This window comes from Virgibacillus sp. Bac330 (genome assembly GCF_003667845.1).
In the GTDB taxonomy this organism is placed as follows: domain Bacteria; phylum Bacillota; class Bacilli; order Bacillales; family Amphibacillaceae; genus Virgibacillus; species Virgibacillus chiguensis.
In genome coordinates this window covers 2,748,896-2,772,134 of the sequence record NZ_CP033048.1, presented here as the reverse complement: position 1 = coordinate 2,772,134, position 23,239 = coordinate 2,748,896, and the positions used below count along the sequence as shown (strand labels likewise).

21 protein-coding genes, 2 pseudogenes and 1 other annotated feature are annotated in these 23,239 nt (G+C 36.2%); of the genes and pseudogenes, 17 read left to right on the top strand and 6 right to left on the bottom strand.

Going from position 1 to position 23,239, the window contains the following annotated elements:
- Positions 1 to 138: 138 nt before the first annotated feature.
- Positions 139 to 447 (bottom strand): annotated as a pseudogene (locus D9780_RS12830) (transposase); the annotation flags it as partial.
- Between the two features lie 337 nt (positions 448 to 784).
- On the opposite strand from D9780_RS12830, the gene D9780_RS12825 reads away from it, so the two are divergent.
- The 13 genes from D9780_RS12825 (at position 785) to D9780_RS12765 (ending at position 13,979) form a co-directional block, all read left to right on the top strand.
- Positions 785 to 1,816, top strand: a complete 1,032-nt coding sequence (locus tag D9780_RS12825; RefSeq protein WP_116279237.1) for a Gfo/Idh/MocA family protein — start codon at positions 785 to 787, stop codon at positions 1,814 to 1,816.
- A gap of 339 nt (positions 1,817 to 2,155) precedes the next feature.
- A complete protein-coding gene (locus D9780_RS12820; RefSeq protein ID WP_121640368.1) occupies positions 2,156 to 2,875 on the top strand; it encodes a ThuA domain-containing protein in 720 nt (239 codons plus the stop codon).
- A 31-nt stretch (positions 2,876 to 2,906) separates the two neighbouring features.
- Positions 2,907 to 3,935 (top strand): Gfo/Idh/MocA family protein, encoded by a 1,029-nt coding sequence (locus tag D9780_RS12815; RefSeq protein ID WP_121640367.1) that lies wholly within the window; start codon positions 2,907 to 2,909, stop codon positions 3,933 to 3,935.
- Positions 3,936 to 3,966: 31 nt separating this feature from the next.
- Positions 3,967 to 4,935, top strand: a complete 969-nt coding sequence (locus tag D9780_RS12810) for a sugar phosphate isomerase/epimerase family protein (protein WP_121640366.1) — start codon at positions 3,967 to 3,969, stop codon at positions 4,933 to 4,935.
- A gap of 226 nt (positions 4,936 to 5,161) precedes the next feature.
- Entirely contained in the window at positions 5,162 to 6,385 is a 1,224-nt protein-coding gene (locus D9780_RS12805) for a YecA family protein (RefSeq protein WP_121640365.1), read from the top strand.
- A 219-nt stretch (positions 6,386 to 6,604) separates the two neighbouring features.
- Complete coding sequence (locus D9780_RS12800) at positions 6,605 to 7,798, top strand: DUF4317 domain-containing protein (protein WP_121640364.1); 1,194 nt, start codon at positions 6,605 to 6,607, stop codon at positions 7,796 to 7,798.
- Between the two features lie 82 nt (positions 7,799 to 7,880).
- Positions 7,881 to 8,420: a GNAT family N-acetyltransferase gene (locus D9780_RS12795; protein WP_240458687.1), complete on the top strand. Its 540-nt coding sequence runs from the start codon at positions 7,881 to 7,883 to the stop codon at positions 8,418 to 8,420.
- Positions 8,421 to 8,475: 55 nt separating this feature from the next.
- Positions 8,476 to 8,732 (top strand) — a binding site (T-box leader).
- Positions 8,733 to 9,227: 495 nt separating this feature from the next.
- The gene (locus D9780_RS12790) at positions 9,228 to 10,454 is read left to right on the top strand and encodes an MFS transporter (RefSeq protein ID WP_121640363.1); all 1,227 of its coding nucleotides are present in this window, start codon (positions 9,228 to 9,230) and stop codon (positions 10,452 to 10,454) included.
- A 178-nt stretch (positions 10,455 to 10,632) separates the two neighbouring features.
- The gene (locus tag D9780_RS12785; protein WP_121640362.1) at positions 10,633 to 10,839 is read left to right on the top strand and encodes a hypothetical protein; all 207 of its coding nucleotides are present in this window, start codon (positions 10,633 to 10,635) and stop codon (positions 10,837 to 10,839) included.
- 22 nt (positions 10,840 to 10,861) lie between these two features.
- Positions 10,862 to 11,734, top strand: a complete 873-nt coding sequence (locus D9780_RS12780) for a metallophosphoesterase (RefSeq protein ID WP_240458686.1) — start codon at positions 10,862 to 10,864, stop codon at positions 11,732 to 11,734.
- Between the two features lie 35 nt (positions 11,735 to 11,769).
- The gene (locus D9780_RS12775) at positions 11,770 to 11,961 is read left to right on the top strand and encodes a hypothetical protein (RefSeq protein ID WP_121640361.1); all 192 of its coding nucleotides are present in this window, start codon (positions 11,770 to 11,772) and stop codon (positions 11,959 to 11,961) included.
- Positions 11,958 to 13,292 (top strand): plasmid pRiA4b ORF-3 family protein, encoded by a 1,335-nt coding sequence (locus D9780_RS12770; protein ID WP_121640360.1) that lies wholly within the window; start codon positions 11,958 to 11,960, stop codon positions 13,290 to 13,292. The genes D9780_RS12775 and D9780_RS12770 overlap by 4 nt, the downstream gene beginning before the upstream one ends.
- 18 nt (positions 13,293 to 13,310) lie before the next feature.
- Complete coding sequence (locus D9780_RS12765) at positions 13,311 to 13,979, top strand: tetratricopeptide repeat protein (RefSeq protein WP_121640359.1); 669 nt, start codon at positions 13,311 to 13,313, stop codon at positions 13,977 to 13,979.
- Between the two features lie 190 nt (positions 13,980 to 14,169).
- On the opposite strand, the gene D9780_RS12760 is transcribed toward D9780_RS12765, so the two are convergent.
- Entirely contained in the window at positions 14,170 to 15,075 is a 906-nt protein-coding gene (locus D9780_RS12760; RefSeq protein WP_121640358.1) for a PhzF family isomerase, read from the bottom strand.
- Positions 15,076 to 15,292: 217 nt separating this feature from the next.
- On the opposite strand from D9780_RS12760, the pseudogene tnpA reads away from it, so the two are divergent.
- A pseudogene (gene tnpA / locus D9780_RS12755) lies at positions 15,293 to 15,757 on the top strand (IS200/IS605 family transposase).
- A 253-nt stretch (positions 15,758 to 16,010) separates the two neighbouring features.
- Here tnpA and D9780_RS12750 read toward each other — a convergent pair.
- The 3 genes from D9780_RS12750 to D9780_RS12740 form a co-directional block, all read right to left on the bottom strand.
- Positions 16,011 to 16,598: a CalY family protein gene (locus D9780_RS12750; protein ID WP_121640357.1), complete on the bottom strand. Its 588-nt coding sequence runs from the start codon at positions 16,596 to 16,598 to the stop codon at positions 16,011 to 16,013.
- Between the two features lie 365 nt (positions 16,599 to 16,963).
- Entirely contained in the window at positions 16,964 to 18,061 is a 1,098-nt protein-coding gene (locus D9780_RS12745; protein WP_240458685.1) for a glycerophosphodiester phosphodiesterase, read from the bottom strand.
- 239 nt (positions 18,062 to 18,300) lie between these two features.
- A complete protein-coding gene (locus D9780_RS12740) occupies positions 18,301 to 19,947 on the bottom strand; it encodes an alkaline phosphatase (protein WP_121640356.1) in 1,647 nt (548 codons plus the stop codon).
- A 190-nt stretch (positions 19,948 to 20,137) separates the two neighbouring features.
- Between D9780_RS12740 and D9780_RS12735 the strand changes: the two genes are divergently transcribed.
- Positions 20,138 to 20,515: a hypothetical protein gene (locus tag D9780_RS12735; RefSeq protein ID WP_121640355.1), complete on the top strand. Its 378-nt coding sequence runs from the start codon at positions 20,138 to 20,140 to the stop codon at positions 20,513 to 20,515.
- Between the two features lie 63 nt (positions 20,516 to 20,578).
- Positions 20,579 to 21,100, top strand: a complete 522-nt coding sequence (sipW, locus tag D9780_RS12730) for a signal peptidase I SipW (RefSeq protein WP_121641494.1) — start codon at positions 20,579 to 20,581, stop codon at positions 21,098 to 21,100.
- A 444-nt stretch (positions 21,101 to 21,544) separates the two neighbouring features.
- Here the strand turns inward: sipW and D9780_RS21675 are convergent, their stop codons facing one another.
- Positions 21,545 to 21,661: a hypothetical protein gene (locus D9780_RS21675; RefSeq protein WP_121640354.1), complete on the bottom strand. Its 117-nt coding sequence runs from the start codon at positions 21,659 to 21,661 to the stop codon at positions 21,545 to 21,547.
- Positions 21,662 to 22,342: 681 nt separating this feature from the next.
- Here D9780_RS21675 and D9780_RS12720 point away from each other — a divergent pair.
- Positions 22,343 to 23,236 carry a BMQ_0737 family morphogenetic spore coat protein gene (locus tag D9780_RS12720; protein WP_121640353.1) on the top strand — a complete coding sequence of 298 codons (894 nt, stop codon included), beginning with the start codon at positions 22,343 to 22,345 and terminating at the stop codon, positions 23,234 to 23,236.
- Positions 23,237 to 23,239: the final 3 nt, after the last annotated feature.

The following is a 23,239-nucleotide window of genomic DNA, read 5'->3' as shown; positions in this document are numbered from 1 at the left end:
GGTAGTATGTCAAGTAAAAATAAATAGTTTTTTAGTTATCGAGGTACAATTTGCTTAAAAAAGGCAACACTAAACCGACTCCAGTAAATATGTGTAAAATACTGCAAATTACTCAAAGGATTAGAAGCTAATTATGCTTCATGTATTGACGCTCCTTTGTGGCGTGTAAATTTGGTTTTTGCGTAGTAGCGCATCCACCAAACGCACTAGTTTTCTTGCAGTTAAGACGAGGGCTCTTTTGTGTTGATGCTTTGGTACTTCATCGAACTTTTTCGCGTAATACTCTTTGTATTCAGGAACATGCCTTCTTACCAAGTTGGCGGCTTCAACGAGGTAATAACGGAGATACTGATTTCCATTATTCGATAACGATGTGTCGTCAGCTGTAAAGCGACCAGATTGGTGTTTACGCCAATAGAGTCCTGCATATTTGGCGATCTTCGCTTCGTGAATTGTCCCAAATGACCCTAAGACCATTATCTAGGAACATCACGGAACGTCCAAGACATTTGACATATTATCTTAGGTCTTTACTAATTCATGAGTTTGTCCAAACCAAGTTACTTGGAACGGAAGGCGGCGACTCCAGCGGGAAAAGCATGAGACTTGAGACCCCGCAACGAGCGTTTTTTGCGAGTGAGGAGGCTCAAGCCATGCCCTGAGGAAAGCGTCCGCCTGCAGTGGAAAGTAACGGTAGCACTAGCAGATACAATTTTTATAAATTAGTTAGAATAAAATAGGCGGAAAAATAACGCCTAAACATAATATACGAGGAGAGATTGAGTTGAAACATTTACGTGTAGGCATCATCGGCTGTGGAAATATTTTTCCCATGCATGCGCAATCCGTATTGGGTAGAGACGATGCAAAAATAGTTGCTGTTTGTGATATAAAAGAAGACAAAGTGGAAGCGAAAGCTGCAAAACACGATTGTGCAGCTTATGCCAATTACTTAGAAATGTTCCAATTAGAAGATTTGGATGTCATTCATATATGTTTGCCTCATCATTTACATGCCCCTGTGGCAATAGAAGCTGCTAAGCGGAAAATTCATATTTTAACAGAAAAACCGATGTCGATTAGCTATGCAGATGCTGTTGCCATGGTTGAGGCTGCAGAAGATAACAATGTAACTCTAGGTGTAATTTTTCAAAACCGTTATAATCCAGGTTCGCGTTTAATTAAAGAAATGTTAATGAATGGAGAATTAGGAGCTATTAAGTCTGGTAAACTATCTGTTACTTGGGATCGCTCTGATGCTTACTATCAGAATAGTGATTGGAAAGGGACGTGGGAAATGGAAGGCGGAGGCGTTATTATTGATCAAGCCATCCATACGATGGATCTTATGCGTTGGTTTGTAAATAGTGAAATAAAGTACGTAGACGCCAATATTAGTAATCGAGCACATGAGATAATTGAAGTGGAAGATGCTGCAGAAGGGGTTATTGCTTATCAAAATGGAGTAGTTACTGCTTTTCATGCTATAAACTATTACTCCTACGATGCTCCGGTTGAAATTGAACTGCATTGTGAAAATGGGTTTGCGAAAATGATAGCTGATAAAGCAAATGTTCAACTCAATGATGGTAGAGAATTTATTGCCGATCATAATCCACTTGAGACATTTCATTATGATTCTGGAGCGAAGGGCTATTGGGGCGTTAGTCATGTAAAGCAAATTAATAATTTCTATGATTCTATTCGCGATGATCAAACACCAGATATTACTGGCAAAGAAGCATTAAAAACACAAAAAATGATTGCTGCTATTTATGAGTCAGGAAAAAAGAAAGAGCGCGTAGTTTTCGAATAAAAATTTGTTGCTTTGGCATACGGATTCAACGAAGTAGTCACGTCCGGCTCCAGCGCCCAGCAACTAGGCAACTTTACGATAAGTCATCATCGGTTCGTTCCTCACCGTGACTCCTAAAACTTTCGTTGATTCGTTCCACTCGCTACGTTGCTAAACGGGCGCTTACGCCTTTGTTCTATTATAGGAAAATATAAAAGTTAAAAGTTTATAGTATAAGAAAAACTACGCTATTCGCCATAAGACTTGGCGACAACCTAAGTTTTTCTATACAAGGAGAAGAAAATAGCAGGCAATAAAGCATTTTTAAAGAAAACCTAATTTATTGAGGGAGGAAATAACATGCAAGTTGTAGTTTGGAACGAAAATCGTCACGAAAAGACAAATTCAGTTGTAGCTAATATTTATCCAGAAGGTATTCACGGCGCAATTGCTACCTTCTTAAAAGAAGACGGGCTTGCAGTAAAGACAGCTACCTTAGATGAGCCGGAGCATGGACTGACAGAAGAAGTTTTAAAGCAAACCGATGTTCTTATCTGGTGGGGGCATCAAGCACATGATGAAGTGGAAGATCGTATTGTTGAGAGCGTTCATCAACGAGTGCTGGATGGAATGGGATTAGTTGTCTTACACTCTGCGCATTTTTCTAAAATCTTTAGAAAGTTAATGGGGACAACATGTGATTTGAAGTGGCGTGAAGCTGATGATAAAGAGCGCTTATGGATTGTGGATCCAAGCCATCCAATTACTGCAGGGTTAGGTGAGTATATTGAATTAGAAAGGGAAGAAATGTACGGAGAGCATTTTGATATTCCTGCACCTGATGAATTAATTTTTTTAAGTTGGTTCGAAGGTGGCGAAGTATTTAGAAGTGGAGCAACGTATCAGCGTGGAAAAGGGAAAATTTTTTATTTCCGACCTGGCCATGAAACATACCCGACCTACTATAATAAAGAAATTCAAACCGTAATTAAAAATGGAGTGAAGTGGGTTGGCCCTACTAACACGCCAACACCGACGTATGGAAATGCGACATCGCTTGAAAGGATTACAAAAAAATAACGCTTGAGAACGAAAGCAAGGAGTGGAAATTATGGAAAAAATACGTGTAGCCGTTATAGGATGTGGGAGCATTGCTAAGCATAGACATTTGGTAGAATATGATGCGCACAATCAGGTTCATATTGTTGCAGTTTGCGATATTGTTGAAACGAGAGCAAAAGAAATGGCAGCAAAATATGGTGCTACGGCATATACCGATTATCTTGATTTGTTAAAAAATGAGCAAATAGATGCAGTTAGTGTTTGCTTGCCAAACTATTTACATGCACCAGTGAGTATTGACGCAATACAAGCTGATTGTCATGTCCTTTGTGAGAAACCAATGGCAACATCCCAACAAGAAGCAGAAAATATGATTCAAGCTGCTAAAACGAAACAAAAAAAATTAATGATCGCGCATAATCAGCGCTTTGTTGCCTCGCATGTAAAAGCGAAAGAGCTGATTGAAAGGGGAGAACTAGGTGAAATTTATAGTTTTCGTACGACATTTGGGCATGGTGGACCAGAAGGATGGAGCGTAGACGGAGCAGAAAGCTGGTTTTTCAAAAAAGAGGAAGCATTTATCGGTGCGATGGGAGATCTAGGCGTGCATAAAGCAGACTTGCTTCGCTATCTATTAGGTGAGGAATTTACCGAAGTGTCAGCGATGGTCGAAACGAATGCGAAAGAAAATGCAACTGTCGATGACAATGCTGTCTGTATTTTGAAATCAGCTAGTGGAGTAATTGGAACATTAACCGCAAGTTGGGCGTACAACGCAACGGAAGATAATTCTACGGTTATTTATGGAAAGAAAGCTGTATTACGAATAGAAGATGATCCGAGCTATGGACTAATTGTACAGTATTCGAACGGGGATACAGTGAACTATCAGCTTGGTAAGATTCAGTCAAATGATGCTGGTGGACAAACAACGACACATGTTATTGATCATTTCATCACTTCCATTGTGGAAAATAAAGAACCGCTCATTAATGGAGAAGAAGGTATGAAATCACTTCATATTATTCTCGCTGCGCTTGCATCGAGTGAAACGAAGCAATGGACGCAAATACAATAATTAGCCATATTATCTAAAGGAGGAGAATTTTGTGAAACTGGGCGTATTTACGGTACTACTATCGAATAAATCGTTTGAAGAAATGTTACGATATGTGCAAGAGGCAGGGTTGAAAGCTGTGGAAATCGGTACAGGTGGTTATCCTGGTAATGCGCATTGTAATTTAGATAAGCTGTTGGAAAGTGAAACAAAGCGTAAAGAATACTTGGACAAAGTACACGAACATGGGCTTACGATTAGTGCTTTTAGTTGCCATGGTAATCCACTATCACCTGATGAGACTTTTGCTACAGAATCGCATGACACGTTTGTTAAAACAGTCAAATTAGCGAGTTTAATGGGTGTACCTGTGGTAAATACCTTTTCTGGGACGCCAGGGGATTCGGATGGAGCAAAATATCCGAATTGGCCCGTTACACCATGGCCGAATGAATATAGTGACGTACTTCAATGGCAGTGGAAAGAAAAGTTGATTCCATATTGGAAAGCGCAAGGGGAGTTTGCTAAACAACACGGTGTGAAAATTGGTTTGGAGCTTCATGCAGGTTTTTTGGTGCATACGCCATATACGATGTTGAAATTGCGCGAAGCAACGAATGATGCTATTGGTGCTAATTTAGACCCAAGTCATTTGTGGTGGCAAGGTATTGACCCAGTAGCTGCTATAAAAATTCTAGGAAAAGCAAATGCCATTCATCATTTCCACGCCAAAGATACGTATATTGACCAAGACAATGTGAACATGTACGGTTTAACAGATATGCAACCGTATCCTAACGTACAAACGAGAGCATGGACGTTTCGCTCTGTCGGGTTTGGTCATAGCGTGCAGGAGTGGTCCAATATTATTAGTGCACTAAGGACTTATCAATATGATTATGTGGTTAGTATCGAACATGAAGATCCAATGATGTCGATGAAGGAAGGATTACAAAAAGCGATTCAAAATCTAAACAGCGTCATGATAGAAGAAGCACCTGTCGATATGTGGTGGGCATAAGTTAAAATAGGAGAAACTGTGTAAAAAAAGAGAGCTTGGAAGGGTAGTTACCCCCAAAAGTTAGATTTTTAACACTAACCTTTCGAGGGGGGGGTTGGTACTAAGCTCTTGTTACACAGTTTCTTTTTGTATAAAGATAAGAAAGCATAGAATCTAAGGGTTTATCTTGTTTTGGTTGGATACAAGCAAAACATCATTTATAATGATACACGAAGAGGTGTATGTTATGAACAAAGATGATAAGAATGTAGAGCAGATAATAGAAGAATTAACGAAAGAAGAAATGGCGAGAATGCAAAAACAAGCACAGAAACAATGGCGAAAAATCCCATTTCCTTTGTCATTGCATGACGCTTTAAACAGATATACAAAGGCTGATTTAGACGGTATTAGAAAATATTTAGAGATCAAAAATGCAAGCAAATTAAAGAAAGCTGAAATCGTTCATCTCTTAGAGAAAAATATCCCTGATCATCTATATCCGTCGGTTCTTTTATGGGATAAGGAACGTTTTAATATGCTATTAAAAATCGCCGAAAATAACGGGAAAATAATGGCTCCAGATCTAGAAATGGATGAAATGGAGTATCTACGTCATACCGGGTTTATTTATACTGGAACTTGGGAAGGAAATAAGGTTTTTGCCTTGCCAAATGAACTGTACGACCCTATTCTAGCTTTGAAACATGATTTACATGTACGAGCTACGATAAAACGAAATACAAAATGGATAAAGCTAACGCGTGGCTTATTATATTATTACGGCGTATTAGACCCGGTGCGGTTAATCCAGATGGTAGAAAAATATATGAAAGAACCTATTGACGTTACAATGTATTTCAAAGTTATTGCAGATTCGACACATTATTGTCCGGAAATAACTGTTGACACAGATTCATTTTCACATATAGATGTGTTGGAACCGAAAGAGGTGAAGCGAGAACAGCAACTGAAAGAAAGCATTCCTTACTATGATTTTACAGAAAAACAACTCCTTGAAGCTGGAGCACCAGGTTTTGTGGAAAGAAATGCTAGTTACCAGCAATTCGTTCATTTTCTAACGAAAAACTTTGATATGGATATAGAAGATGCAGATATGATCGTAGAAGAGTGTACGTATACGATAAAATCTGGCGACAGTCCCAATCAGGTTATTTCCTATTTATCCCAGATGTTAGAGTTCGATAGCGAACAATTAGTGAAAGCTGTAATGGATAAAGTAATCCACTTAATGAATAACACAAGGGGATGGGTACTAAAAGGACATACTCCTGATGAAGCATTTGGATTGGAGAAAAAACATCTTCAACCGATGCCAGAAACGAAATCTAATTCCAAGATAAGTGGAAAGACTCATTCTAACCCTAGTCAAAAGGTTGTCAAAATTGGTAGAAATCAGCCTTGTCCATGCGGTAGCGGAAAAAAACATAAAAAATGTTGTGGAAAATAAAGGATTAAGACGTACATTTAGACTAAACTCTCACAAATATTGCTAAGCGCAAGCATGTGAGAGTTTTTGAATGTAGTTTAGCTGGATGAACAAGATTAGTCAGCCAGCGCCATGAAATAACCAAACAATTTCATAAATATATAATAAGCGCATCTATGTTATGATGAAAAGTGCATACGTCATACATATGCCGATTACCAACATAGGAGTGGAGCGAGATTGAACAAGAAAGACATCGCAAATATTCGTAAGCAATTCAAACTAAACAATGATCTTTTAAAAATCCATGAGATTTTCAATGTATACATCATGAAAGAATCAAGTGAAGTATATCATCATCAGAGTACACCATTTGAGTTATTAAAGGACGAACAGAAAGAGCTATTTATGGCCAATTTTAAAAAAGTATTAACTGGCCAGCTTGATCAGAAATTATTTGAGTTAAAATTTAAACGCGAAGCAGAAGATAATAGTCAGCTTATCCTGCATCAAGGATTACTGAGTAGTGACACCGAAGAATGGAAAGCGCATATGCTTCGACTCGTAGAAAAAATGCTAAAAGATAAGCAATATGAAATGGACATTGTTGTTAGTTTTATTCGTGGGGAATACTTGAAACCAATGAAACCCCAGCGTGAAGAAGCCGAAGAAAGTGAACGGGACACGGTACATTCTCACTCATTTATCTTATGCAGTATGAATAAGACACAAGATCCTAAAAAAGAGCTATTATTTGATTATGTGGAAAAGGAATTTAAATATAATATTGTCGTCGATCCAATTATTAACTTGAAAGCACCGATATCTGGATTTCTGTTTCCTTGCTTTACTGACAATGCTGCAGATGTGAATCATGTTCTTTACTCAGCAGGAAAAGCAAATGAATTAAATTACCATTTTATCGAGGAAGTATTGAATGCAGAAGAAATTATGACGGCTGAAGAAGATAAAATAGTCTTTGAAGAAATTGTAAAGAAAGTAGCGGGCGAGCGTATAAATACGTCGACTCTTTCCAATGTGTATGATGAAATCTACCATGTTATTGAAGAAAGTGAGGAAGAGCAAGAAGTACCGAAACTAGACTATAAAGACGTAGAAAGAGTTCTAAAGAGCAGTGGTGTAAAAGATGTGGATACGGAAAAGGTAGAAGAGGCATTCAAGACAGTCATTGATGATGAAAAGTTCGAATTAAAAGCGAATAATATTGTGCCGAAACCAACGTCAAAGTCGATCAAAATAAAGACAAAAGTAGCGGATATTTCCATTAGCCCACAAGACCTAAGATATGTGCGTCAAATTCATTTCGGAGGGAAATTAAGCCTTATGATTGAAGTAGAAGAAAATACGATGATTGAAGGTTTTGAATTGATCCCAGAAGTGTTGTTTGAAAAAGTGGAAGGAGAAGAGGAATAATTCGTATTGCCATGTTTGTATTATCATGTTAACTGGGACAATGGAAGAAAAGGTCCATCAATATACAATGGGAGGGGTTTTTTTGTATTATGATGAACAGACAAAAACGATTACTACGAATAGGTTATTATTAAGACTATTTCAAAAAGAAGATGCAGCCGAAGTTGCTAAACTTTGTAATAACTACAATATTTATAAGCATACATTGAATTTACCGTATCCTTATCAAATAGACGATGCTGTATCATGGATAAAGAACCATCATGATAATTTTTGTGAGGATAAATTATATGAATTTGCAGATAAGACGAACGGTAGATTGTACGGTTCCATAGCATTATCGAACAATCAAAGATTTCTTCATGGTGAAATAGCTTATTTCATTGGGGAAGTATTTTGGGGAAAAGGTTTTGCGACAGAAGCAGCAAAAGCTATCTTACAATTTGCGTTTACTGAAAAACATTATCATAAAGTGTTTGCTCGCTGTTTTTTGTCAAATGCAGCATCCAGTAAAGTTTTGCAAAAAATCGGCATGGAAAAAGAAGGAGTATTGAAGGAGCATGTAAAGAAAGAAGATCGATTTAAAGATCTTGTATACTATGGTGTAATTAACAAGCAATAGTAAAAATGATGTTGAGTTTACTTTAATAGTATGATAACCTATGTGAAATTGAATATAAAATACGATGAAGAGAAGAGTATATAAAAGGAATGCATAAGAGAGAGCCCCGGTGCTGAAAAGGGGTATGCAGTCTTTTATGGAACCAAGCCTCGGAGTAGCACGTTGGATTGCAAATGATAGCGTGACAGGAGCTCCTGTTATTGAGCTAAAGTATAAGCAAAGGTCCTTTTGCCGTACTTAAAAGGTTTATATGGTGACATATAAATAAACTGGGGTGGCACCACGGTTATCATTCTTAATCTCGTCCCCAAGACAATCGTCTTGGGGGTGGGATTTTTTATTTTGGTCAAGTATAAAAATTTAAAGGTTTATAAGAAAAACGACAGCGTTTTTTATATGAATTGGCGATAAGTCAAATTTCTCATGCTTGGTTTATAGCTTCCCTATAGAGATGCTATTATAATTTTATTTTTCTGATAAATTTAAATTAATCCCCAATATAAGGTGATGTACGACTCCCACTTCCAAAATTAGGGATGTAAGCTGAACTAATTTAAGTGAAGGTAACAGCTCTAAATCCTTGATTCGTTTAAGGGGCTTTAGGTCATACCCTTGCCGTACTAACAATCAGTAGGGAATGAAAAAAAGCCCCCACTGATTGAAGATTCACTTTATACGTATCTCGAGATTTCAAATTGCAGGTAAGGCTAGTTTTAGCATTTGTTAATTTTTTGAGACAGGGGTTTCTTACGTAAATTTTTTATGGTTAAAAAGCTTAAATGAACCGAGCTAAGGGAGGAAGGATATTTGAATGTAAAAAAAGAAATAACACGCTGGAAATATGCATGCATATTATTATTTGGCATTGGTATTTCTAATATAGGCGAATGGGTTTATTTTATTGCGTTAAATTTAATTGTTTTGGATATGACAGATTCTCCTTTAGCGGTATCTGTATTGTATATTATCAAGCCTTTAGCAACTTTATTTACCAGTTTTTGGGCGGGGAGTTTTATTGATCGCTTAAACAAACGAAGCCTAATGATTTTTCTTGATATAATAAGGGCACTTTTTATTGTTTTATTACCACTGTTATCATCTGTTCCTTCTATTTATTTGTTTGTGTTTATCATAAACATGGCAAGTGCGATGTTCAGTCCAGTTTCCCTCATCTATATAACGAAACTAATACTACAGGGAGATAGAAAAAGATTCAATGCACTATATAGCTTAGTAACGTCAGGAGCTTTTTTCATTGGTCCAGCAGTTGCAGGATTATTGTTCTATATTGGCACGCCAACATTAGCAATCTATATAAACGCAGTCGCTCTCTTTTCCTCTGGGTTAATTACTTATTTTATGCCTAATTTAGAGAATAATTATGGAACAATGCAAGAAAAAATATCTTTTAAAATATTACGGAAAGATTGGAACGTAGTAATGGATTTTAGCCGTGAACATAAGTATACGATGTGGATCTATGTATTATTTAGTTGTGTGATGGTTGTCATGGCTAGTGCGGTTGATTCATTGGAAGCGGCTTTTGCGAAGGAAGTCTTGCTTTTATCCAATAGCGAATACGGCATTTTAGTATCAATTGCAGGTGCTGGAATCGTACTAGGAGCTTGCATCAACACTTTATTTATAAAGAAGATAGCTGTTTCGTTGCTCATTGGTTTAGGCTCTGTGCTTGTTTCATTTGGCTATGTTATTTATGCTATTTCTACCACATTTTTATTTGCTGGAATTGGATTTTTTATACTCGCTTTCTTTATTTCTTATGCCAATGCTGGGTTTCTTACCTTTTATCAAAACAATATACCTACAGATGTTATGGGAAGGGTTGGTAGTATATATCGTTTATTTGAGGCGATGTTAATTATTTTCACAACAACGATAATAGGTACGCTTGCGCAAATGATTTCTATTCGCATAGCAGTCATAGCTGGGGTTTTTGTCATGCTATTACTCGCTTTCACTTTGCTGATAGCTAGTCGATTACCTTCTAAAAAGCGTTGTTTTAATGTCTTATAAATTATAGTAAAATAATGGGTAACATTCTTAGTATGAGAAAAAGTTAGATTTTCTAGCTTGCTTCTATTTTCATTGTAGCTAACGATAAAAATAAAGAAAAGTAGCGGAATCAGTGGCCTCGTTTTTATAATTTGATTCTAGTTGTACATGTGAAAAGATATGGGGGAGGTGTTAGAGAGTGGTTCGATCCGTCAAAGGGCAATTTATATGTTGGATATTAATTTCAATAGCTTTTATCTATGTTGTCTCAACCTATACGGAATTTACTGGGAATGATGTAACGAACCTATTATTTTACATTGCTATGATTTCTTCCATTTTTAATGCTGGAATGGCTACACAAAAATTTTTAGATAACAGAAAAAAAGATCACAGTAACCATTAGTCTGAACAGGAGGGGGGAGATTTTGTTGCAGCAACAAGCCGAAATGAATAAGCGACCTAGGAAAAAATTTGTAACGAAGAGGAAAATATTGCTGTTTACCATGGTAACGGCTGTTCTCCTTAGTGTTGTAAAAGTATACCTTGATACAAACACGTTTAAAGTGAATAAGCTCCAATTTTATAGCAATAAAATCCCCGTTGATAAAGCCGTTCATATTTTGCAAATTACGGATGTGCATAACAAAGTGTTTGGGGAAAACAACGAAGCCCTCATTCAAACGGTAAAAGATTTAAATCCTGATATGATTGTTCTTACAGGAGATTTAATAGATAGAAAGACTACGGAGTTTCATCCTATGTTTACGTTGGTTGAAGAGCTAACATCTTTGCAGGAACAGGTCTTTTTTGTAACTGGTAATCATGAATGGGAAAATCCAAATAAGGAGGGATTTTTACAAGGGCTTAAAGCGCGTGGCGTGAAAGTGTTAAACAATGAAAATAGTGAACTGACCATCAACCAAGTTAAGTTAAATCTTGTTGGGATTGATGATAGTTCTACAAATCATGACAACGTCACGCAAGCTTTTGCTGGTTTAAATAATGACCGTTATACGATATTGCTTTCTCACTCACCTACTATTGTAGAAAAAGAGCGTAATCTTGCTGCTGACTTAATTTTAAGCGGTCATACGCATGGTGGGCAAGTAAGACTTCCTTTACTTGGAGCACTCGTATCTCCTGATGAAGGATGGTTTCCCAAGTATGATAAAGGAACTTATTCCATGCATCCAAAACAGTTTCTATATATCGATAGTGGTTTAGGAACAAGCGTTGCACCAATACGATTTTTAAATCAGAGCCAAATGAGTATGATCAGGGTTTCTTATGGTAAGTAAATTTGCGCCATGAAAGTAAAGGAGTTGGAATAACGATGCATAGGAAAATGAATGTTACGCAAGCTTTGTTCACAGGTGGTTTTGTTGGTTTTATTCTATGTATTTATTATTTTTTTGTGCCGGATTTTTCTTATAAAGGGATTGTTGGGATTATGGTAAGCGCATTGGCAGCTTTCGTTGGAGCTCTTATTGCTTTTCAATGGATCTCTGGTAATGAGAATGAATGATATTTTATACTTTATTATATATGGAGGGATTTTCAATCGAAAATACAAAAAATCAAACTATGATTACAACAGCTGATTATCCTATAAAATTAAGTAAAGATTTTATGACATTTTTGAACTATATAGCTAGTAAAGATGTAAAATTAACGAAAACGCGTGGATATATTACTAGAAAAGACTTACAAGCTATTTATGTACAACTCTCGCCACATAAACCAGCTATCTTGGAAAAAGCAAACCAAGATGATGTTCCATATGTTCATCTGTTATATTATATTGCTATGGAATTGCGCCTAATAAGGAAAGTGGCAAGTAAAAGTATAAGTCGGTTAATGATAGATGAAGAAAGAGTTACTGCTTTTAAAGAACTAAAAGAAGCGGAAAAATATGTGACATTATTGGAAGCTTTTTGGACGAAAGTAGATTGGAACGAGTTGACTAAGGGCTACAGCAGAAGATATGTAAGCATGGTGGACTTTTGGTTGGAAGAACTTATAGAAAAAGATATTCCTTATGGAACATGGTTATATACTGCGGAAAATCATTCGTGTTCATTAATTACATACGGTGAAACCTTTGAACAGTTGCTGGACTATGGTTATTTCTTATATTATTTCGAGTATTTCGGTCTTTGGGAAGTGCAAGTAACAGTTCAAGAAAGTACAACTATACATGAATTGCAACGAGTGAAATTTAACCCACTGTTAAAAAAGCTACGATTACCTTTATTGTATACATGGTGCCCTGGTGAAGATGAGGGTTTAACAGGTTTAGATTCTTTCTTTATGGAAATGTTGATTCCTGAATACCATAACGAAATAAACGTGAAAAAGGAAGCAATAGAACAAGAGGAAAGGACACCGTCATTTATTGAGGCGGTAAAGCCATTATTTCCGAAAGATGAATTAGAAAATACGCTTCCGTCCTATGAATATAAGCTGGGAATCACTGGAAATTGTATTTTTAAAGTCATGTTACATAATAATTGCTGGAGAAAGTTACGTTTGCCATTATCCGCTTCGTTAGAAAACTTGCATGACTTTATTCAGTATGCTTTTGATTTTGATGACGATCATCTTTATAGTTTTTTTATGGATGGCAAAAAATTTAGTAAACATGCTTATAATTCCCGAATGGATTTTACCGGACCTTATGCGCATCAGACTAGTTTGAATCAGTTAGATTTATTTGAAGGCCAGAAGTTTTTATACTTATTTGATTTTGGAGATGAGTGGGAGTTTTATATTACAATAGAAGCTATACAAGAGGGAAATGAAGAAAAGGAATCTATTATAGAAATGAAAGGCGAATCTCCTGATCAATATGATTAATATGCATAAAGTATTGATATGGGATCGTCGTCGGATAATATTTGTGAATTTGGCAAAAACCAATTGTATGATGGTAGCTCACATACCTTTATTTCCGATGGTGAGGAGCATTTACTAAGCCAACTTGAACAAAATCCATTAAATTCCTTCATTTGGAATCGCCTTGGTAATTTGTATGATAAGGGAGGTCGTCCAGAATTAGCTGCAAGTGCATTTGAGCATTCTCTTGCTCTGGATTTTTTTCAAGTAGAATCTTATTATTCCCTAGGAGTTCTGCTCTTTCAGATAGGCGAACTTGAGGAAGCTGCCCTTCATTTTCGTAAAGCGCTTGTCGCAGCAGCTAAATATGACAAATTAAGCGCTGTTGATTTAAGGGATTTTTTAAGTGACAGTTTAGATAAATTATTTTATATTCATTTTCATTCAGATAAGGAAATACCCTTTGTTCCTACTAAGAAGGAAACAGCATCTATAAGAGATCAAGAAATTTTAAATTATATTGATCAGCAGCTAGATTTGGATGTTGAAATAATTTCCGGAAATTTACAATCTTTTTATCCAATTGCAGAAATTTTTATGGGGAAAATGGCACATCGGATTCCCAAAAGAGAACGAACTTGGGAAAAGCCCAATGTATCTAAGAGTAGAAAAGTTAAAAAACGGCATAAACGAACGAAGAAAAAGTAAAAATTTTACTGTATATAATTACATTAACGTTGATGAAAGGCTTCAAAGTCTTATTAATGGTGCCATGTAGGGGGCTTATCTAAGTCCCCTATATTGGGGGGCAGTGTAAACACTAGTCGATAGGAGTTTATTACCTAAAAACTGTTTCTCTTGAATTTCCCGATCTAACTTACTATTTATCCACACGTATTTATAACAAGAGTTCGGTTTTAAATACTTCTACGGCATTTCCAGCAATTTTTACCTTAATGGGGTTATTATCTTCAATATAAACTTGTACTTCAATAATACCGGGTCTCCCCATAGCTTCTCCTTGTTTAGCTTTAAACGTAAATAATGAATTATTATGCTGCACTAAATTATGATGAACAAGGTATGCCCCTAAAGGCCCGTTAGCATTACCAGTTACAGGGTCTTCTTTTATGCCTATTGCAGGAGCAAACATGCGCCCATGTATTAAAGCATCACTGTCATCTATAGCTGTTGTAAAAACATAATATCCATTACAATGAATAATTTTACTTAGTTTGGAAAGGACAGTATAGTCTGGTTTGATACGATTTAAAGTGATCATATCTTTTATGCCAATCATAACTTTGGAGTGTCCTGTTGATACGATTTGTATATCACATCCCTCTAATAAATCATCGGAATGTAAGTTTAGTGCTGTTAATAAATTATTTTTATTTTCCCCTTCTATTATATCCCCAAATTCAATTTCACCTTGGGTCATAACAATTTTATAGTCTTCTTTTTCTTTTATTATATCGACAGGAAGTATTCCAGCACCTGTTTTATGATACACTGTTGAACTCCCTAAATGTTTTTCATTAGCTCTCGCATAATGAGCTGCAATTGTAGCATGGCCACAGATGGGGACTTCATTTGTTGGTGTGAAAAAACGAACATGTACATCATAATTAGAATTATTTGCAGGAAAGATAAACGCAGTCTCTGAGTTGTTAAGTTCTTTAGCTATCTTTTGCATTTGATCTGTTGTCAATCCACTCGCATTTGTTATAACACCGGCTGGGTTTCCTGTAAACTTTTGCTGTGTAAACGAGTCAATTTGATATAGTTTATATTTTCTTTGCATACGCATAACTTCCTTTCACTTCATTCAAAAAAATGTCTGAAAATACCTCGTGATTTTTTTATTATTAAGGATTTATGGTGCTAAGTCAACTGCTGAGTTGGTTAAAGGCAACACGTACCTATTTTGTATGTTCCCTATTTTTGTGTTTAAAGGAACGTCACTTGTAAAGGGTTGATCTCCCGACCACCAAATCTCACCCCAAAAGGAGGCATGTCCAATGCAGGACAAGAATAGTTTAGCACACACGTAGTGGAGATGTAAGTATCATTTAGTTTTTGCACCAAAATATAGAAGACAACTTATCTATGGAAAATATAAAAAAAGTATAGGAGAAATAATCAGAGAATGCTATGAAAGAAAAGATGTTAAAATACACGAAGCAAATGCATGCAGGGACCACGTCCATATGTTGGTGAGTATACCACCAAAACGGAGTATATCTCAATTTTTCGGTTACTTAAAAGGAAAAAAGTAGTTTAATAATCTTTGACCGTCACGCCAACTTAAATATGGAAATTGAAAATTCTGGTGTCGAGGCTACTTTGTAGATACGGTGGGAAGAAATAAAAATCAAATCCAAGAATATATACGAAATCAGCTTAAAGGCGATTATATGAGTGATCAGTTAACATTATTTGAAGCATTTGATCCGTTCACCGGGAAGAAAAATAAAAAGAAATAAGAGATTCTTTTAGAATCAGCGAGTGCGTGTGATGCAGAAGGGGAACCATTCAGTGGGCCTTTTAGACTTAGGCTGGCAACAGAGACTTCGAGCCGCAGAGCAAACCACCAGTTCACACTGGTGGTTTTGATTGGCAAGATTACTAGTGGCAGGAAGTTTAACTTTCCCTATTTATCCTAGGTATTATACTACAATATTTCATCCCCGCCTTAGCAAAAGAAACATGGATGAGCCAATAGCAATAATCAACCTATTACTTCGTTTTCCCTTCTCCTTGTAAAGCTTTAAATGTCCATTCTAGATTTAAAGCGTCACCTTGGAATTCATTTTGGTCCTGTCCATTATCTACGAAGTTAAATTTTACCGAAATATCATCTAGAGTGCCTGCCGGAAGTCCTTTCTCACCAAAATTAGGGTAAAAGACATGCTCATTAACTGCTTCTGGTTCCATATTTTTCAAGTCAGTTAATGTTGTTTTGTAAATTACTTCATCCAACTTATCGGCATTGTAAAGGAATTCAACTTCAATATGCTTACCAAAATCATCTGTATTATCTCCTTTGGCATCAACAACGGAATAATCAGTTTCTAACAACACTTTTTCAATATCTAACGTGCCATTGTTTTGTAATTCAAATGTTCGAACCATGGAATCACCAGGTTTTAAATTATGAAGATCAATGATTTCGGTTGGCTCAGCGTTTAGATCGAGTGTTCCTGCTGCAAAAGTATTTTGGCTCACTTCTTCATCACTAAAATATGCATAAGTCCCTCCTGTAATCAACGTTAAACCAAGAGTTGCTGATAATACTCCAATACCAATTTGTTTTTTAATTCCCATTATTAATTCTCCTCCTTGTATTTTTCCCCTTTGGTAAATGGTAGAAGAAAGAAGTCGCTATAGATTACCAACGTATTTAAGTCGATAAAACTTCTTTAGGCTTTTTCCATTTTCAGAAGGGATTTTATAGTAAACTACCCAACATTTTTCTAAGATAGGTTGATTGAAGGGAGGGCTCGGTGTTGATAAAAAACGAGATAAACTAAGCTAGCCGATGTTTTAAGCATGTGTTCATGTTAGGTAGTTGCTAATAGTGAAACATATTTCAATTTCAACATGAACTTTCCCATGGATGATGCTCTTCACATGCTGTAAAAAAGCTAAAATTCCTAGGAGAATAGTTACATGTGAGCTGTACTCGTCGATTAGTTCGTGTTATCTTCTACTAAAAAATTTGCTTCGCCTAGAAGTATTTGATACGCGCGATTAGAAATGAATCCATTTTCTTCCTGGTGGTTTAGTAACGTGATAAGACCATTCAAGTGCTTTATTACCTTGTCTTGTAAACCTTGTTTTTCATATTGATGGATTGCTGTTAAGTGAACCTTTAGGGCATGTGCGGTTTTGCTAGATAATTCTTTTCCTTCAAACCGTTCAACGAGCGTTTTCATCGTAGTTGCATTAGCAGGCATGTTGACAAGTAAAGGGTAATCTGTAATGATTCCATCTACTCCGAAATGTAATAACTGTGTGATTGTCTTTCGATCATTGACGGTGTAAGGCCATGTTTTTAAGCGATGTTGGTGAATCCGATGAACCGTATCATTATTTAATAGCCCTTTGTTAGGGTTTACATAACTGGCGTAGGTTTGAAAGGATGCTAACTGTTCGTTCGTTATTTTTCCAGCGACTGTTTGTCCATAACCAATTAATACACCAGTGGCGATGTCTGGAAGCAGCTGGTGAATTTTCTTTACCGCATTCCAATGAAAGGATTGAACGACAATATTACTGTCTTTGGTCGTGATGTTACGTTGGATGAGTTCCTCTGCTATTTTTTGTTCAATTCCTGGATAAAGCTCTGGGTTTTTTAATTCAACAAGAATCCCTATATTACTTCCAGTGTAACGATCCAATACTTCCCCAAGTGTTGGGACTTTTTCACCGGCAAAAGATTCATGAAACCAGCTACCAGCATCAAGTGCTCTAATTTCCTCAAATGTGAAGTCCTTGACGCGTCCAGTACCGTTTGTTGTACGATCAACAGTTGTATCATGCATAAGAATTAATTCGCCGTCTTTGGTCATTTGTACATCAACTTCAAAGTAATCAGCCTGATATTCAAGTGATTTTTCAAATGCTGCCATCGTATTCTCTGGTGCTTGTCCTGATGCACCGCGATGGGCAATAGAAAAAGGGGCTGGGTTTGTTGCTTTTGCTGCTGCAGCCATCGTTGGCAGTAGAAGGGAGATGCTAGCAACAAACAATGTAATAGCTAAAACCTTTTTAGCATGTTTTTTCAATGTTATTTCTCCTCCATTTTTCCCAATAACATAGAAGCGTAGAATGTTTCTTTGTTTACTTCTACCACGATCATAGATGAAGTGGGGATTTTAAACGACAGGAAATCATCAAGACTTCTATATAGATGAAAGGTGTCGTTTTGCTTATACGATCACGCGTTACATTTTATGCTCGCCTATCATGCAAGTGAAAACGATTGTTTTACAAACTAGACAACAGTCTAAGAGGGTAAATATAATTATTTCCACTTTGTTATTAGGGCGTCTGTACCATCTTTCAGCGTTTGATAGGCTTTGTTAGAAAGAGAGTTTCGTTCTTTTTGTTTATCTATAAGAATATGAAAATGCTCTAGTTGCTTTACAACTTTATCAGCTTTATTTTGATCTTCAAATTGACGCACGGTTTCTAAGTGAGTTAAAAGTAGACGTGTCGCTTTTTCATCTGTCAATTCTCCATTTTTGGAGAATTGCTTTACTTGGTCAGTCAAGTTTTGTGAAGAAAATGATTTGGATGTAGTAAAGTTAATGACTTCAGCAATTTCAGTGTTATCAATGGTTCCAGTTAGTTTCTCAGCTTGTGGCCCATATGCATAGACTGGGACGTTAACAGCCGTGTGCCCTGTTGTTGTCCAGCCGATTAATGCACGCTCATTTATGATATTGGCGATAGCACTTGCTTTATTTTGGGAAGACGTAATGAACTTCATTTCCTTTTTGGTTAAATTGGTAATTCCAGTATACTTTTTTATGACTTCTTCCAGATTGGCGTCATTTTTATCTAATTGCTTGCTAATATATTCTGGTGATCTTTTAACATTGCGAATAACTTCTTTGTTATAACCATACTCTCCATTTGCACCTATAGACATTCCGCCAGTCTCGTGGTCAGAGGACACAATTACGAGCGTATTTTTATCTTTTTTCGCAAAATCTAATGCTTCTTTTACTGCTTTATCAAATGCAAGTGTTTCTTGGATATTTGTTGCAGGATAATTACTATGCCCTGCATGGTCAATACGTCCACCTTCTACCATTAAAAAGAAGCCGTCGTCATCCTGTTGTAATACATCCAATGCTTTGTTGGTCATTTCATCAATACTGGGCTCATCTGTTAAGTCGCGGTCCAGTTCATAGGTCATATGGCTGTCATTAAATAAGCCTAAGAGTTTACTCGCGTCTGTCTTTTTCATATCAGCTTTGTTTTCTATTAATTGATAACCATGATCTTCTGCAAGCTCCAAGAGGTTTTTTCCGTCTTTTCGTTTTCCTCCTGTTTCTTTAGGAATAAATTGTCTCTTCCCACCACCGAGTAGAACGTCAACATCATGGTCTAAAAGCATTTGTTCAGCGATGTTATTTTCTTTATTTCGGTCATCAATATGTGAGGCAAAAGCGGCTGGGGTTGCATGAGTAATTCTAGCGGTGGAAACAAGTCCTGTAGACATATTGCTTTCTTCAGCAGCTTCAAGTACTGTTTGAACATCAAAATGTTGTTCATTTTCATGATGTTCTTTGTTTTTCGGGGCTTTTCCAATTACTCCATTGTCTGTTTTATGTGTGGAAGAAAAAGCTGTTGCTGCTGCGGCTGAATCTGTAACCGTGTTGTCATGAGAAAAAGTTCTTGCATAACCTACGTTTTTAAATTGATCCATGGTTAAGTCCTCGGCACCATATCCAGCGCCATTTAAATACGCTGCTGCAGATATTTGACTTTCTGCCATTCCATCACCAATTAATAGAATGACATTTTTGGCTGCGTTTGTCGTTTGTTGTGTTTCGTCACTCATGTTGTCGCTAGCAGAACTAACCATACTAAAAGTAACGACAGAAGCAGCTAACAATGTACCTATTGTAATACCAGCTAAATTTTTCGCCCGCTGTTTCACTTTATCTCCTCCATTTTGAATCGTTCTATCTTATCTATCACATTAATATATAAATATGTAGAAAATATTAATCTACAGTTAAAGAAATGTAAATATTGAATTATTTTCATTTTTTGTCTAGATTTTTATATATAATAGAAGAAAGAATAAGTAGATAAGCAGGTTTCTAGCAAAGGGTAGGTGGTTTGGTATGTATAGGGAAAAATATTTCTTTCTTTTCATCGTTATTGGTTACTTGTTATTTGTAACTATTTCGCAATGTATTACACCAACAACTGCTTATTTTACAGACAGTAGGGAAGTTAGTGGTAATATAACTATTTCAACACAATTCAGTAAAGAAGTAGATAAAGAGACTAGAAGTGAGCAAGAAAACGATGTGGAGCAACCTTTGCCATCAAAAAATGGGGAGGAGAAAGGTAATTCCAAAGAAAAAGAAGAAGACGATGAACAAGGTGTGATAGATAATCATAATTTGAATGCTAATGAGGAAGAAAAGGAAAAACAGCGAGCAATGAAAGAAAAGCAGCAAGTTACGAAGGAACAGAAAGCATTGCAATCAAAATAAGAATTCATTGGAGTGAGAATAGTGCGTGGAAAACGGATTGGCAGACTATTTGGCAATGGTGTTATGGGATTACTATGTATTCTCTTACTTATCACGTTATTTGTTGTCGTGTTTATGCGGGCTTCTGGTGGAGAAACTAGTCTATTTGGTTATCAACTGAAGACGGTTCTTTCAGGATCTATGGAGCCGGATATGCCAACAGGTTCCATTATTGCGATTGAATCGCCGACGAATAAAGAAGATTTTCAAGAAGGGGATATCATTACGTTTCAAACCAAAGAAGGTTTAATTGTTACCCACCGTATTGATGAAGTGAAAAATAGTGGAAAGCAGTATGTTACAAAGGGGGATGCGAATAACGCTCCTGATTCTGAGCCTGTTTTAGCAGAAAATATTGTTGGAGTGTACACAGGTTTTTCCATTCCATATGTAGGATATGCGGTGAATTTTGCTAATAGCAGTACAGGAGTGGCATTGTTGCTTATTGCGTCAGGATTTTGTTTGCTTATTACATCTATTATTATCATTTGGCGTGCATTAAGGAAGTTAGAAGGGGGGAAGGGTGGAAAGCAAGTAGAATTATAAATTTGGAAGATATACCTTCTTTGAATGTCAGTTTTGCATTTGTCATGTAACAAAACAAGGGTATTCACAATGAGGACAATCCAAGTACGGCTAATAATTGTATAAAATGGAAAATGAACAGAATTCATCAAAGTGGCGAGGTTCAACTATTATCGACTTGCAAAGCGCATTATTCTGTAGATACTTCATGCAAGATATTATTTAAAAACTTAAATAGGAGTGGGTGTACCGCCACCCACTCCATATACTACTTAGAAGGCTCTTTTTTAACGAGAAAATAGATGGAAGTAGTTCATTTTGTTTACAATTTTTAAAGTAGAGATTGAATGTACTTTTCTAACTGAGGTATAACTTGATCATAGCTAAACTTTTGTGCAGTAGCTATACTATTTATTTTGCAATTGTTTACTCATGGAATCATTTGCTAAAATAGTAGCTATGCTTTTAGATAAACCATGGACACCACCCACCTGAGGAGTAAAACAAGCAATGATAATGATGAACGGCGTATTCTTGAACACCTCTACTGTTTGTTATGACAACTGGTGTCCCGCAAGGCATGGATTCTAAAGGTGATAGCCCAAAACCTTGATACCAAGAAGCAAATAAAAAAACAAGTTAGCTTGTTGATAAGCTTCTACAATTTTTTCTTGACGGGGTTAAATCAATTATTGAATAGGAAAGACTGTATTATGTTCTGCCTCATGTTGGTAAATCCATTTAACTTAAAATAATTAGAAACACTATTTCTGTTGTGGCTTGTTTTACATATAAAGCGTTATACGGTCAGTGCTTAGTTAACGAAAAAAGTAGTTTTTTAAGACACCTCTAAAAATTTCTCATTTAGGAAACAGGGAAAATATGTGAAGTATATAAATTTTGTTATACACTTCACATGATTCTCTTGAATTATTTTTATGCTTAAAAATTTAAAAGCTACTGTAAGACTATTGCCCAAAAGGGGAAAATAAGATAGCGTTTTCATGTAATAAAACATAATCTAAAAGAAACGGATTGAAAATAAGATTCAAGTTTTAATTGGATAAAAAACTATACATTTACGGAATCGAAACATATACTACTAACATACAATAAATGGACACCGTTTGAAAGGAATAATCGTCAATGTCATATAATTAAAAACGGCTTATTAATAAAAGGCAATGATTATTGGTCTATTGCAGTTCGTGTTACTCTAACGAATAGCCAATTTCAATAAATGTTGGTAAAGGAGGCGTCATAATGAATGTTGAATCACATTGTATGAATGTATTGAAGGTTTATGATTGGATTAACCAAAACATAAATATTAAATCCAAGGAGCATGTGTCTATAAGTGATGATAATGCGGGAGATTTTTGTATTAACTTTAACATACCGTGTGATGGTACTAGAACGTTAATTTGGGACGGTACAAATGTTGGGAACTTCACTGGAAATTTCACTGTATCAATTAATGAACAATGTATGAATAGTATTGATTTGTTTGTAAACGGAAATTATGTAACTAGTTTAACAGGGGGGCAGGCTTATAGCGTGCAGTTCACTGAACTTCAGTCAGTTGAGGTGCAGTGTCAAGCAACAGCTGGTGCTGGATACTGTTCGGGAACATTATATATTCAAACTGCGGTTCAAGACAGTGATTCGCCGAGCTATGAAATTAATTGTTTTTTGTCAGACATGGAAGGAAATCAATTGGATGAAAGCTCTGAGAATGCTATATGCTGTGTTGAGCAATCCGATCCTGAAAATCGCACTCATATAGAAACAATGGTAAGCGGTAAGAAAATAACTTTACAAGAAGTAGATATAGTATTGAAAGGGTTTATAACCATTCAATTTATTGATGAAATGGGAGACGTAGGCGGTGAATGCACCCTTCCGTTTTGGGAAGCAGAAACCGTTTATTTATGTGCACCTGTAGGTACTTCAATCGAATGTAAGCTATCCGATTTCAAATGTAAGGTTAATTTTGTTGAATTCTGTGGCTGCTGTGTTGAGTTAAGTATTCGTATTTCCATTTGCCTTAGTGTGTTTGCTACAAGTCCTGCAACTGTTTATTTGAAAGGAAAGTATTGCGAACCTAGAAGTGGTAATTTTCAAATTCCTTATTCCAAACAAAGTATTCCTTTCTGACAC

Bases quoted from the DNA above. Each gene is read 5' to 3' on its own strand.
- D9780_RS12820 (WP_121640368.1), top strand. From the start codon at position 2,156: ATGCAAGTTGTAGTTTGGAACGAAAATCGTCACGAAAAGACAAATTCA.
- D9780_RS12815 (WP_121640367.1), top strand. From the start codon at position 2,907: ATGGAAAAAATACGTGTAGCCGTTATAGGATGTGGGAGCATTGCTAAG.
- D9780_RS12805 (WP_121640365.1), top strand. From the start codon at position 5,162: ATGAACAAAGATGATAAGAATGTAGAGCAGATAATAGAAGAATTAACG.
- D9780_RS12775 (WP_121640361.1), top strand. From the start codon at position 11,770: ATGCATAGGAAAATGAATGTTACGCAAGCTTTGTTCACAGGTGGTTTT.
- D9780_RS12770 (WP_121640360.1), top strand. From the start codon at position 11,958: ATGATATTTTATACTTTATTATATATGGAGGGATTTTCAATCGAAAAT.
- D9780_RS12765 (WP_121640359.1), top strand. From the start codon at position 13,311: ATGGGATCGTCGTCGGATAATATTTGTGAATTTGGCAAAAACCAATTG.
- D9780_RS12760 (WP_121640358.1), bottom strand. From the start codon at position 15,075: ATGCAAAGAAAATATAAACTATATCAAATTGACTCGTTTACACAGCAA.
- D9780_RS12750 (WP_121640357.1), bottom strand. From the start codon at position 16,598: ATGGGAATTAAAAAACAAATTGGTATTGGAGTATTATCAGCAACTCTT.
- D9780_RS12735 (WP_121640355.1), top strand. From the start codon at position 20,138: ATGTATAGGGAAAAATATTTCTTTCTTTTCATCGTTATTGGTTACTTG.
- sipW (WP_121641494.1), top strand. From the start codon at position 20,579: ATGGGATTACTATGTATTCTCTTACTTATCACGTTATTTGTTGTCGTG.
- D9780_RS21675 (WP_121640354.1), bottom strand. From the start codon at position 21,661: ATGCCTTGCGGGACACCAGTTGTCATAACAAACAGTAGAGGTGTTCAA.
- D9780_RS12720 (WP_121640353.1), top strand. From the start codon at position 22,343: ATGAATGTTGAATCACATTGTATGAATGTATTGAAGGTTTATGATTGG.